This is a genomic window from Streptomyces sp. 549, assembly GCF_030124175.1.
Taxonomy (GTDB): domain Bacteria; phylum Actinomycetota; class Actinomycetes; order Streptomycetales; family Streptomycetaceae; genus Streptomyces.
The window spans coordinates 26,713-37,947 of sequence record NZ_JASKMT010000002.1 but is presented as its reverse complement, the minus strand read 5'-3'; the positions used below and the strand labels follow the sequence as shown (position 1 = coordinate 37,947).

General features: G+C 70.9%; 13 protein-coding genes. 5 read left to right on the top strand and 8 right to left on the bottom strand.

Annotation, left to right across the window (positions count from 1 at the left end; translation table 11 throughout):
* The first annotated feature begins 136 nt into the window (after positions 1-136).
* The 4 genes from QNO07_RS02225 (at position 137) to QNO07_RS02210 (ending at position 2,399) form a co-directional block, all read left to right on the top strand.
* Complete coding sequence (locus QNO07_RS02225) at positions 137-454, top strand: MazG-like family protein (RefSeq protein ID WP_283989651.1); 318 nt, start codon at positions 137-139, stop codon at positions 452-454.
* A 206-nt stretch (positions 455-660) separates the two neighbouring features.
* On the top strand, positions 661-1,062 hold the full coding sequence (locus QNO07_RS02220; RefSeq protein ID WP_283989650.1) for a hypothetical protein: 402 nt from the start codon (positions 661-663) through the stop codon (positions 1,060-1,062).
* A complete protein-coding gene (locus tag QNO07_RS02215; protein ID WP_283989649.1) occupies positions 1,059-1,262 on the top strand; it encodes a hypothetical protein in 204 nt (67 codons plus the stop codon). Before QNO07_RS02220 ends, QNO07_RS02215 begins: the two co-directional genes overlap by 4 nt.
* A 105-nt stretch (positions 1,263-1,367) precedes the next feature.
* Positions 1,368-2,399 carry a rod shape-determining protein gene (locus QNO07_RS02210; RefSeq protein ID WP_283989647.1) on the top strand — a complete coding sequence of 344 codons (1,032 nt, stop codon included), beginning with the start codon at positions 1,368-1,370 and terminating at the stop codon, positions 2,397-2,399.
* Between the two features lie 65 nt (positions 2,400-2,464).
* Here QNO07_RS02210 and QNO07_RS02205 read toward each other — a convergent pair whose 3' ends face one another.
* The 6 genes from QNO07_RS02205 to QNO07_RS02180 all read right to left on the bottom strand — a co-directional run bounded on the left by QNO07_RS02205 (position 2,465) and on the right by QNO07_RS02180 (position 7,912).
* Complete coding sequence (locus tag QNO07_RS02205) at positions 2,465-3,223, bottom strand: response regulator transcription factor (RefSeq protein ID WP_283989645.1); 759 nt, start codon at positions 3,221-3,223, stop codon at positions 2,465-2,467.
* Positions 3,224-3,284: 61 nt separating this feature from the next.
* On the bottom strand, positions 3,285-4,238 hold the full coding sequence (gene pstB, locus QNO07_RS02200) for a phosphate ABC transporter ATP-binding protein PstB (RefSeq protein WP_283989643.1): 954 nt from the start codon (positions 4,236-4,238) through the stop codon (positions 3,285-3,287).
* A gap of 65 nt (positions 4,239-4,303) precedes the next feature.
* The gene (gene pstA / locus QNO07_RS02195; RefSeq protein ID WP_283989641.1) at positions 4,304-5,215 is read right to left on the bottom strand and encodes a phosphate ABC transporter permease PstA; all 912 of its coding nucleotides are present in this window, start codon (positions 5,213-5,215) and stop codon (positions 4,304-4,306) included.
* Positions 5,212-6,159 carry a phosphate ABC transporter permease subunit PstC gene (gene pstC, locus QNO07_RS02190; protein WP_283989639.1) on the bottom strand — a complete coding sequence of 316 codons (948 nt, stop codon included), beginning with the start codon at positions 6,157-6,159 and terminating at the stop codon, positions 5,212-5,214. The genes pstA and pstC overlap by 4 nt, the downstream gene beginning before the upstream one ends.
* Positions 6,156-7,130 carry a PstS family phosphate ABC transporter substrate-binding protein gene (locus QNO07_RS02185; RefSeq protein WP_283989638.1) on the bottom strand — a complete coding sequence of 325 codons (975 nt, stop codon included), beginning with the start codon at positions 7,128-7,130 and terminating at the stop codon, positions 6,156-6,158. The genes pstC and QNO07_RS02185 overlap by 4 nt, the downstream gene beginning before the upstream one ends.
* 353 nt (positions 7,131-7,483) lie before the next feature.
* The gene (locus QNO07_RS02180; protein ID WP_283989637.1) at positions 7,484-7,912 is read right to left on the bottom strand and encodes an ArsR/SmtB family transcription factor; all 429 of its coding nucleotides are present in this window, start codon (positions 7,910-7,912) and stop codon (positions 7,484-7,486) included.
* A 448-nt stretch (positions 7,913-8,360) separates the two neighbouring features.
* Here QNO07_RS02180 and QNO07_RS02175 point away from each other — a divergent pair, with 448 nt between their 5' ends.
* The gene (locus QNO07_RS02175; protein WP_283989636.1) at positions 8,361-9,659 is read left to right on the top strand and encodes a ricin-type beta-trefoil lectin domain protein; all 1,299 of its coding nucleotides are present in this window, start codon (positions 8,361-8,363) and stop codon (positions 9,657-9,659) included.
* A 154-nt stretch (positions 9,660-9,813) separates the two neighbouring features.
* On the opposite strand, the gene QNO07_RS02170 is transcribed toward QNO07_RS02175, so the two are convergent.
* Together QNO07_RS02170 and QNO07_RS02165 are read right to left on the bottom strand one after the other, a co-directional pair.
* On the bottom strand, positions 9,814-10,503 hold the full coding sequence (locus QNO07_RS02170) for a response regulator (protein ID WP_283989635.1): 690 nt from the start codon (positions 10,501-10,503) through the stop codon (positions 9,814-9,816).
* A 95-nt stretch (positions 10,504-10,598) separates the two neighbouring features.
* Complete coding sequence (locus QNO07_RS02165; RefSeq protein WP_283990039.1) at positions 10,599-11,225, bottom strand: CBS domain-containing protein; 627 nt, start codon at positions 11,223-11,225, stop codon at positions 10,599-10,601.
* Positions 11,226-11,235: the final 10 nt, after the last annotated feature.

Sequence of the window (11,235 nt, the reverse complement as noted above, 5' to 3'; positions counted from 1 at the left end):
TCGCCCCCCGGCTCGCCCCTCCCCTCCCGCCGTCACTCCTTCTGAGGTATCCGCTCGCCTTGCCCGGTTCCTGCCTACCCGCTCCGGTAGCGTCCCCTCCCCTCCACGCCCAGCGACCGCCACGGAGGAATCGGCCATGCAGGACACCGACTGGATGACCATCAAGCGCCTCGTCGACTGGCTGGACGAGGAGACCCAGGGCTCACCCATGGAGGCGCGGCTGCTGCGCGTCCTGAAGATCACCGAAGAAGCCGGGGAGGTGGCCGAGGCCGTCCACGGAGTGATGCGCTCGAACCCGCGTAAAGGCGAGAGCCACACATGGGAGGACGTGCAGAACGAGCTGGTCGACGTCATTCTGACCGCCATGGTCGCCCTGGTCACGGTCAATCCCGACGCCGCGCGGATCTTCGCCGAGCGCGTCGAGCACGTCGCCCAGCGGTCCCTCACCGCTTAGGTCCAGAACCGCATCCGGCGCGGATGCCATGACCGTTTGCAGATCGGCCAAACCGGCCCGGACACCAGCTTCCGCTGTCCGCTCCCGAGGCGGACGGGCCGAGCCTCGCTGCCCCTCCGAAGTACCACAACAAAACGCCCCGGCGGACCGCTTAGGACCGGTCCGCCGGGGCTCCACCGAACAGCTTTCAAGGAGCTGAACGACTTATGCGCGATGTTATCGCCCGTGCCCTGGTGTGGGTGCTGCGAATGGTGCTGCCCGTCCGTGGGCGCCACGGCGCACGCCCCGTCACCGAGCCCGCGCCGAGCCCCGATCCCGCCCCCACCCGCAGTGGGCTCACGTCCACGTCCGCTCAGTGGCTGACGCCGACCCCCGAGCACGTGCGGGCGCTGCGCGCACCGCTGCGGGGTGAGGACGTGGTACTCGTCCGCCCGTACGTCCTCGCGGCGACACCGCATGCCGTCGCGGACATGCAGGTGGTGCCCGGCGTCGTCCATGAGCGGCAGCGGGCTGCCGCGCTCGCGACCCTCGGTGTCGACTACCCGTACACCTACCCCGGAGCCCCGTTCACGCGGTCCGCCTTCGCCGCTGCGGGGGTGCCCGCGTGAACGTCGGCGGGCTGACCGGGCCGCCTCCCGACGTGCTCGTCGCGCTCTGCGTCACGTGCCGCGAGCCCACCTCCGCCCCGGTCCCCGTCCGGTGGGTGCAGAGCACCAGCGGTCCCGGAGCCACCCTCTACGCCTGCCCCGCCCACGCGCCGGGGCTGACGCCCGGCCCCACGCCGGGGGAGCTGGACCGGCCCGTGTAGCCCCGCCCCCCGGGGCGCCCGTCCGGACCAGTCCGGCGGGCGGCCCGGGAGCCGCCGCCCCACGATGAGGGGAACGTCCGTCGCGCTCTTCCGGGGAGTACCACTGTGACCTTCAGCCATGAGCAGGTGCGTCGATGCACGGTCGCCGTCGATCTGGGGGCGTCGCGGAGCCGGGTGTATCTCAAGCAGGCCGGGCTGGTGGTCGACGAGCCGTCGATCGTCGCGGTGAACATGCGGTCCGGGGCGCTCATCGCCGTCGGGTCCCCGGCCGAGCGCATGGCCGGGCGCACGCCCGCGCACATCCGGGTGGTCCGGCCGATCGCCAACGGCACGGTGGTCGACATCCACATGGCGCAGCGCATGCTGCGCACCATGGTGGGTGAGAAGGTGCGCAGGTCCTGGCGGCGCAACCCACTGCTGCGGGCCGCCGCCTGCGTACCGCACGACGCCGACCCGCTGGCCCGCCGGGCGGTGGCGGAGACGATGGCCGGACTGGGCGCCCGCCGGGTGGAGTTGGTGGACACGCTGGTCGCGGCGGCCGTCGGCTGCGGGCTGCCGGTGGAGCGGCCCGAGGCGACGATGGTGGTGTCGTGCGGGGCGGCGGCGACCGAGGTGGCGGTGCTGTCCCTGGGAGCGATCGTGGCCGCCGCGAAGGTCCCGGTGGGCGGCGACACCATCGACCACGCGGTGGTCCAGCACCTGCGCAGCCGCTACGAGCTGACGCTGCCCTCGCTGGCCGTCCGGGCCCTGCACCGGGACGTGGCGGCGGTCGGGCTGGCCGGCCCCGTCAACACCGTGGTGCTCGGGCGGGACGTCGCCACCGGGCTGGCCCGCACGGTCCAGGTCGACCCGGAGGACGTGCGGGCGGTGCTCCAGCCCCCGGTCAACATGCTGGTCGACGCGATCCGCAGTGTGCTGCACCGGTGCCCGCCGGACCTGGTCGCCGACCTCGCCGACCGGGGCATCATGCTGACCGGCGGCAGCGCGCTGCTGCCCGGCCTCGACGAGCGTCTGCGGCAGGCGACGACGATGCCGGTGCAGGTCGCCACCGACCCGGCCGTCGCCGCCGTCAACGGCCTGGCGGCGCTGCTGGAGGGCCGGGTCCAGCCCCTCCACCTCGACCCGCTCGCCACCTGAGACGCCCCGCCCCTGAACCTGGGGGCACCAGGCCCCAGCCGCCATGAGGTCAGCCCCCAGGAGGGTCAGCGGTCGGCGGCTTCGGGGCACTCCAGGCGGTAGCCGAGGCCGCGGACGGTGTCGATGGTGCAGCAGCTGCCCTCGACGGCGGCGAGCTTCGCGCGGAGCCGCTTGACGTGCACGGTCAGCGTGTTGGTGTCGGTGACCTCGGTGCCCCACAGGTCCTGGAGTATCTGCTTGCGCGGCACCACCTGGTTGCCGTGGCGCATCAGGTAGCGGAGCAGTTCGAACTCGCGCAGCGGCAGGCGGACGGCCTGCCCGCGCACGTACACGTGCAGTCCGGCCGGGTCGAGTTCGATGTCGCCGACGCGCAGCCGCTCGGCGGAGCCGTCGCCGGCGGCGGTGGGCTGGAGCAGCGGCAGCAGTTCCGCGAGCCGGTAGGGGCGGGCGACGAGCGCGGTGGCGCCGGCCGACAGCGCCGCCACCGCCTCGGCGGCGTGCTCCGCGCCGACGCCGACCACCACGGGCGACGGGCAGATACGGTTCAGCAGGCCGGTGACCGTGGCCGCGTCGACCACGGCCAGCGGGGCGCCGAGCAGGACCAGCGCCGGCTGCTGCATTCCGGCGCGCAGCAGCACCTCGGCGCCGTCCCGGCAGACGGTGACGGGGATGCCGGCCCCGGTGAGGCCGCCGGCCACCTCGGCGGCGACGGCCTCGTCGGAGTCGGCGAGCAGCACGGACGAGCGGGCCGGGCGGACCGCCTGGTCGAAGCGGTGCCCGGCGGGTCTGACGTGCGGCTCCGCCTCCGGTGTCACGGTGGTCATCCTTCCCCTCTTCCCTGCGGTCGCGTCGTGCGGTGCGGCGTCCTGCCCCCCGGTGGGCGCCTCAGCCGAAGCGACCGGTGATGTAGTCCTCGGTGCGCTGGTCGGACGGGTTCTCGAAGATCTTCTCGGTGGTGTCGTACTCGACGAGGTTGCCGTAGCGCTGACCGTCCGACGGGTCGGTGCCGGCCGTGAAGAAGGCGGTGTAGTCGGAGACGCGGGCGGCCTGCTGCATGTTGTGGGTGACGATGACGATGGTGTACTCCCGGGAGAGTTCGTCCATCAGGTCCTCGATCTTGGCCGTGGCGATCGGGTCGAGCGCCGAGCACGGCTCGTCCATGAGGATGACCTCGGGCTTGACCGCGATGGTGCGGGCGATGCACAGCCGCTGCTGCTGGCCGCCGGACAGCGCCAGCGCGCTGTTCTTCAGCTTGTCCTTGACCTCGTCCCAGAGCGCGGCGCCGGTCAGCGCCTCCTCGACGATGTCGTCCAGGCCGCTCTTCACGCCGTTGACGCGCGGGCCGTAGGCCACGTTGTCGTAGATCGACTTGGGGAACGGGTTGGGCTTCTGGAACACCATGCCGATCTGGCGGCGGACCTCGATCGGGTCGACCTCGGGGCCGTAGAGGTCCTGGCCGTGGTAGGAGACCTTGCCGTCCACGCGGGCGCCGGGGATGAGGTCGTTCATCCGGTTGAGGCAGCGCAGCACGGTGGACTTGCCGCAGCCGGACGGGCCGATCATGGCGGTGATGTTGCGGTGCCCGATGGTCAGCGACACGTCGCGCACGGCACGGTGCTGGCCGTACCAGATGTCCAGGTCGGAGACCTGGAACACGGGCTCGTCGAGGGAGGTGCCGCGGCGGCTGCGGCGGCGTCCGCCGACGGAGACGGCCAGCCCCTGCGCCTCCTCGGCGAGCGGCGCGGGCGCGGCCTCTGGGGTGGGTGCGGCCTCCGCGGCGGGGGCGGCGTCGCGCGGCGGCGCTTCGTGGGCCGGGGCGGAGCGTGCGGAGTCGGTCATCGAGGCTCCCTGGTGAGCTGCGGCAGGGCCGGTGGTCGTGGTGTTCGGGGGCTGGTTCACGGCGGTCACCAGCGCTGGCTGTAGCGGTTGCGGAGCCAGATGGCGGCGGTGTTCATCAGCAGCAGGATGGCGAGCAGCATGAGGATGGCGGCTGCGGCGAGGTGGTGGAACTCCTGCCGGGACTCACTGATCCAGTTGAAGATCTGCACCGGGAGCACCGTGTAGGAGCTCTGCAGGCCCTCGGGGTTGAACATGACGAAGGTGACGGCGCCCAGCATGATCACCGGGGCGGCCTCGCCGATGGCCCGGGAGAGGGCCAGGATCGAACCGGTGGCCATGCCGGGTACGGCGGCGGGCAGCACCTGGCGGCTGACGGTCTGCCACTTGGTGGCGCCGAGCGCGAGGGAGGCCTGCCGGATGGACTGCGGCACGGCCCGGATGGCCTCGCGGGAGGCGATGACGACCACCGGAAGCACGAGCAGCGACAGCGTGAGCGCCGCCGTCAGCACCGTTGTTCCCAGGCCGAACTGCCGCGCCAGCAGGCCCAGTCCGAGGATGCCGTAGATGATGGACGGCACCGCGGCGAGATTCTGGATGTTCAGCTCGATCAGCCGGTTGTACCAGCGTTCCCCGTCGGCGTACTCCTCCAGGTAGATCGCCGCCATGATGCCGGTCGGCAGGCAGAACAGGGCGGTGAAGGAGATGACCCAGACCGTGCCCATGATGGCCGACTGCGCGCCGGCGTTCTCCGGCCTGCGCACCGAGGGGAAGTTGGTCCACAGGCGGGAGTCCAGCCGCGGCCAGGCCTCGACGATGACGTAGGTGAGCAGCGCCGCCAGGAAGACCATGCCGATGGCGAGGCAGGCCAGCAGCATCCAGCGGAACAGGCTCTCGGCGGGCCGGAAACGCGGCCCTGCCAGGTTCCTGCGGCCGGCGGGCGCCGGAGGTGACTGCTTGGTGAGGGTCGGGGCGCTCATTCGTACACCTCCCGGTACTTGCGGACCAGCCGGATGCTGATGATGTTCATCACGAAGGTCGCCAGGAACAGCAGCGAGCCCACCGCGAAGATGGTGTTGTAGGCGATCGAGCCGACCGGCACGTCACCGGAGGCGGCCCGGGCGATGAAGGCCGTCATGGTCTCCATCTCGACCAGCGGGTTCAGGGTGAACTGCGGCTGCGAGCCGGCGGCGATGAGCACGATCATCGTCTCGCCGACGGCCCGGGAGATGCCCAGGACGCAGGCGGCCACGATGCCGGAGAACGCGGCGGGCACCACGACGCGCACCGACACGATGCGCTTGCCGGAGCCCAGCGCGAACGCGCCGTCGCGCAGGGAGTGCGGGACGGCCGAGAGGGCGTCCTCGGTGAGGGAGGCGATGGTCGGCACGATCATCACGCCCATGACGAGGCCGGCGGCGAGGCCGTTGCGGACCTCGGGCGCCCACCCGGCTGGCATGACGTCCTGGAGCAGTGGGGTGATGAAGGCCAGTGCGAAGAAGCCGTAGACGACCGTGGGGATGCCGGCCAGCACCTCCAGCATCGGCTTGAGCAGCTGCCGGGTGCGCCGGCTGGCGTACTCGCTGAGGTAGACGGCGGCACCGAGACCGACCGGGACCGCGACGGCGATCGCGATGACGGTGATCATCAGGGTGGCCGCCACCAGGGGCAGCACACCGAAGCTCTTGTCGGCGAACAGCGGCGTCCACTCGGTTCCGGTGAGGAAGGCGACCGGGTCGACCTCGCCGAAGAACTCGACGGCCGGGGGGATCAGCGAGATGACGATCCCCACCGTGGTGGCCACCGACACCAGTGCGGCGGCCAGCAGCAGGACCTTGATGACGGCTTCGCCGTGGCGGGGGCGGGACCGCCGCAGGGACCGGGTGCCGGTCCCCGCGGGCGGTCGCGTGGTGGAGCTGGTCACTCGGCGGCCTTCTTGAGCTTGTCGAGGGACGCCTGGAGCTCCTTCTCCTGCTCGTCGTTGAGCGGGATGAACTGGGCGTCCTCGGCGATCTTGGCGTGGTTCTCCACGTAGTACTCGACGAAGTCGAGGACCTGCGGCTTCTTCAGGCCGGCGTCGGACGGGTAGATGAAGAGCTGCCGTCCGAGGGGGGCGTAGGAGCCGTCCTGGGTCGTCTCGGCGCTGGGGGTGATGCAGCCGTCGCCGCCGTCGATGTCGACGAGCTTCAGCTTGTCCTTGTTCTCCTCGTAGTAGGAGAAGCCGAAGTAGCCCATGCCGCCCTTGGAGCCGGCGACACCCTGGATGATGACGTTGTCGTCCTCGCTGCCGCTGTAGTCGGTCCGCGAGGCGCCCTCCTCACCGTTGATCGCCTCGGTGAAGTAGTCGAAGGTGCCGGAGTCGGTGCCGGGACCGAAGAGCTTCAGCGGCTCGTCCGGGAACTTGTCGTCGATGTCCTTCCAGCTGTTGACCTTGGAGTCGGGCTCCCAGATCTTCTTGAGCTGCTCAAGGTTGAGGCACTCGGCCCAGTCGTTGTCCTTGTGCACCACGACGCTCAGCGCGTCGTTGGCGATGGCGAACTTCTCGTACTTGATGTTGTTCTCTTCGCAGGTGGCGATCTCCTCGTCCTTGATCTCACGGGAGGCGTTGGAGATGTCGGTCTCGCCCACGCAGAACTTCTTGAAGCCGCCGCCGGTGCCGGAGGTGGCCACGGTGGCCTGGACCTTGTTCGCCTTGTCCTCGGCGTAGAACTCGGTGGCGGCGCTGGTCAGCGGCGCGACGGTGCTGGAACCGTCGATCTTGACCTTGCCGGACAGCTCGTCGCCCTCCGCGCTGGTGCCGGCGTCGCCGCCGCCGCAGGCGCTCAGGGTGAGGACGGCGGCGCAGGTGAGGGCTGCGGCGCCGAGGGTCTTGCTTCGGCCATGGAACGCTCTCACAACTGGATCCTTGTGCTCGGGCCGGTGTCGAATGGCCGGCATCGGTGGGAGTCCCGTGAGGCACCCCCGGCAGACACATGGATCGAAGCCCGCCTATGTGAACGCGCGGTGTACGCGTCGTGTCACTCGACGGAACCATAGCCGTGTATCTATATGACCGACTCGACGGGTCGAACTTGCCACCCCTTGACCCCGTTTGACCCACGCGTCACGGCCCGGCTCCGGGAGACCGGAGCCGGGCTGCGGAACTTCGGGGCAGGCCGGCGGATGAACGAACGAGTCGACGAAGAGCGAACAGGTGACGTGAGAGCGAACAGGTGAACGGACGGGCACCGGGGCGCAGCGACCGTCCGTCAGCCGACCATGCGGCGCAGCGCCTCAAGTCCCTTGGGGTCGACGGCGAACCAGGACCAGGTGCCGCGGCGCTCACGCGTCAGCAGGCCGGCGGCGACCAGGATCTTGAGATGGTGGCTGATGGTGGGTTGCCGCAGCCCCAGGCACTCGGTGAGGTCGCAGACGCACGCCTCGCCGCCCGGCGCCGACTTGATCAGGTGCAGCAACTGGAGGCGGGTGGGATCGGCCACGGCCTTGAGCGACTGCGCCATCGCCTCGGCCTCCTCGCGGTCCATCAGGGAGCCGGCCAGCGCGGTCACGCAGTCCTCCGCACCCCCCGCCTCGGAACCCGGCCTCCGGGCCGGGACTGCGGACGGGGCGTCAACGGGACTCGCGGACGGGGTGCCGGTCTGTGAGAGCGCCTGGTGGGGGGCGGCAGCGATGCTCATCTATCCAGGGTACGGGGAGGAAAAACCGCAAGACGCACCTCTCGGACAATGCGGATATCTGTTCACTCTGCGTTCACCTTTCCCTCTCATCACCGCTCTGAGCTGGCGGTATCCCGTACAGCCGGACGTGCATGACCCGGCCGTTCGGGACCGTGACCCCGGAGGGCTACACCCCCTCGCGGGTAGCGCGCCGAGTTCACGTGTTCACGGCGACGACCGGCACGCGCCGGGTGGTCGCGCTCTCAGACTCGGTCTCCCGTTCAGGAGTTGGGCACGAACCGGGTCTGAACGCATGTCTTGACGGGTTCTCTTCAAGACGGTTCACTCGCAGTGCTTCACAGGTACGGACCAGTTCCGTGCCGGGCCCGGGTCCCACTGTCTCCGGGCCCGGCACGCGGTCTGCCGCGCCCGTCACCCCACCGCGCCCCCACCGCATGTGAGGTACCGCATGTCCCTCAGACACAGCCGAAGCCGCCTGCGCTCCTCCGCACTGCTCTCCGCGGTACTCGCCGCCGCCCTCTCCCTGACGCTGACCGCCACCTCACCGGCCGCCGGCGGCACCGGCAGCGACGGCGCACCCGCCCCCGCTGCTGACGCCGCGCCCGTCGCCCCCGCCGCGGTGACCTTCGAGGACACCTTCGACGGCCCGGCCGGTTCCGCCGTCGACGGCCGCAAGTGGCAGCTGGAGACCGGCGACAACGTCAACAACCACGAACGGCAGTACTACACCGCGGGCAGCAGCAACGCCGCGCTCAACGGGCAGGGCCAGCTGGTCATCACCGCCCGGCGCGAGAACCCGAACAACTACCAGTGCTGGTACGGGCGGTGCGAGTACACCTCGGCCCGGCTGAACACCGCCGGTCGGTTCACCGCGAGGTACGGGCACGTCGAGACCCGGATGAAGCTGCCCCGCGGCCAGGGCATGTGGCCCGCGTTCTGGATGCTGGGCGACGACTTCGGCGACGTCGGCTGGCCGGCCACCGGCGAGATCGACATCATGGAGAACGTCGGCTTCGAGCCCGGCACCGTGCACGGCACCCTGCACGGGCCCGGCTACTTCGGTGAGGGCGGCATCGGCGCCGGCTACACCCTGCCGGGCGGCCGGGCGTTCGCGGACGACTTCCACACCTTCGCCATCGACTGGTCGCCGGACCGCATCAGCTGGTCGGTGGACGGCACCGTCTACCAGACCCGCACCCCGGCCGACCTCGGCGGACGCCAGTGGGTGTTCAACAAGGACTTCTTCCTCATCATGAACCTGGCCGTCGGCGGGTTCTGGCCGGGCGACCCGGACGGCAGCACCCGGTTCCCGCAGCAGCTCGTCGTGGACCACGTCCGGGTCACCACCAGCGACGGTCCGGGCGCCGCCGGGCAGATCAGCGGACTGGCCGGCAAGTGCATGGACGTCGCCGGCGCCAACACCGGCAACGGCACACCCGTGCAGCTCTACGACTGCAACGGCACCGCGGCCCAGCGCTGGACACGCGCCGGCGACGGCACCCTGCGGGCCCTGGGCAAGTGCCTCGACGCCACCGCCAACGGCACGGCGAACGGCACCACGCTGCAACTGTGGGACTGCAACGGCAGACCCAACCAGCAGTGGGCGGTGAGCGGCGCCCGGGACATCGTCAACCCGGCGGCCGACAAGTGTGCGGACGTCACCGGCAGCAACGCGGCCAACGGCACCCGCCTCCAGCTGTGGACGTGCACGGGCGCCGCCAACCAGAAGTGGAACACTCCCGCCTGAGCACCCGGGCCGAACGCCCCTCAACGCGAGAACGGCTGCCGGGCACGTCCCCCAGGGGGCGTGCCCGGCAGCCGTCCGCACCTGTCGTGGCCGGTGGCGGTGCTCAGGTGCGGTAGTGAGTCAGGTGCGGTCGTGGCATGGGTGCGGTAGTGGCTCAGGAGCGGTCGCGCTCGCGGATGCGCTCGGCGATGACGGCGGCCTGCACCCGGCGGGCCACGCCGAGCTTGGAGAGGATCGCCGAGATGCGGTTCTTCACCGTCTTCTCCGCGAGGAAGAGCCGCTCGGCGATCTGGCGGTTCGTCATACCGTCGCCGATGAGTTCCAGGATCTCGCGCTCCCGCGGCGAGAGCCGGGCCAGCTCCGGCGGGGTGTCGGGCTTCTCCGGTCCGCGCAGCCGGGCCATGACGCGGGCAGTGGCGCCCGGGTCGAGCATCGACTGGCCGCTCGCCACCGTCCGGATCGCCGAGACCAGGTCGGAGCCCTTGATCTGCTTCAGCACGTACCCGGAGGCACCCGCCATGATCGCGTCGAACAGCGCCTCGTCGTCGTCGAAGGAGGTCAGCATCAGGCAGGCCAACTCCGGCATGCGGGCGCGCAGTTCGCGGCAGACCTCGATGCCCTCCTGGTCGCCGGTCTCGCCCGCGCCGCCGAGCCGCACGTCCAGCACGGCGACGTGCGGGCGCACGGCGGGGGCACGGGCCAGCGCCTCGCGTGCGGTGCCGGCATCCCCGACCACGGAGAGGTCGGGTTCGCTGTCGAGCAGGTCGGAGAGCCCCCGTCGCACGACCTCGTGGTCGTCGAGGAGGAAGACCCGGATGGGAGTCACCGGCGCGGCATCGTTCATAGGGCAATGATCACTCAGCGTCACTCGTACAGCAAAGGGGCCGAACGGCCCTGCCGCCGCACGAGCGAAGCGCATCCGGCGCCGCGCGCCGCCGGTCAGAACTGCACGGGTCGCCGGTGCTCACCGTGCAGCCTCATCTCAACGCTGACCACCCCCTCCACCGCCCGGGCGAGTCGGGCCGCCACCGGGATCGTCGAGGTGTCCCCGATCTCGCCGTCCAGGGTCACCACACCCTCACTCACCGTGACGCCTATGTCCCGGGTGGGGAAGAGAAGCTCGACGACCTCGCTGCGGACCTCCCGGGCGATGTCCTCGTCCTCCCGCAGGAAGACCTTCAACAGGTCGCTGCGGCTGACGATGCCCTCCAGCCGCCCCAGGTCGTCCGTCACCGGCAGCCGCTTGACGCCGTGCACGGCCATCATGCGGGCGGCCAGCGACAGCGGCGCGTCGGCGTGCACGGTGACGGCCGGCGAGGTCATCAACTCGCCCGCCGTGACGCCGCTCGCCTTGACCAGCTGCCGCATCACCCGCATCTCCTCCATGCGGGACGGCGTGTGGTCGTGGAACTGCTCCTTGGCCAGCAGGTCCGCCTCGGACACCACGCCGACGACGACGCTCTCGCCCTCCAGCACCGGCAGGGCGCTGATCCGCCACTCCTCCAGGGTGCGCACGATCTCCTTGAACGGCGCGTCGCGGCCGATGCCGATGACCGTGCTGGTCATCACGTCGCAC

Bases quoted from the DNA above. Each gene is read 5' to 3' on its own strand.
- pstB (WP_283989643.1), bottom strand. From the start codon at position 4,238: ATGACCGACTCCGCACGCTCCGCCCCGGCCCACGAAGCGCCGCCGCGC.
- QNO07_RS02175 (WP_283989636.1), top strand. From the start codon at position 8,361: ATGTCCCTCAGACACAGCCGAAGCCGCCTGCGCTCCTCCGCACTGCTC.
- QNO07_RS02205 (WP_283989645.1), bottom strand. From the start codon at position 3,223: ATGACCACCGTGACACCGGAGGCGGAGCCGCACGTCAGACCCGCCGGG.
- QNO07_RS02180 (WP_283989637.1), bottom strand. From the start codon at position 7,912: ATGAGCATCGCTGCCGCCCCCCACCAGGCGCTCTCACAGACCGGCACC.
- QNO07_RS02220 (WP_283989650.1), top strand. From the start codon at position 661: ATGCGCGATGTTATCGCCCGTGCCCTGGTGTGGGTGCTGCGAATGGTG.
- pstA (WP_283989641.1), bottom strand. From the start codon at position 5,215: ATGAGCGCCCCGACCCTCACCAAGCAGTCACCTCCGGCGCCCGCCGGC.
- QNO07_RS02225 (WP_283989651.1), top strand. From the start codon at position 137: ATGCAGGACACCGACTGGATGACCATCAAGCGCCTCGTCGACTGGCTG.
- QNO07_RS02165 (WP_283990039.1), bottom strand. From the start codon at position 11,225: ATGACCAGCACGGTCATCGGCATCGGCCGCGACGCGCCGTTCAAGGAG.
- QNO07_RS02170 (WP_283989635.1), bottom strand. From the start codon at position 10,503: ATGAACGATGCCGCGCCGGTGACTCCCATCCGGGTCTTCCTCCTCGAC.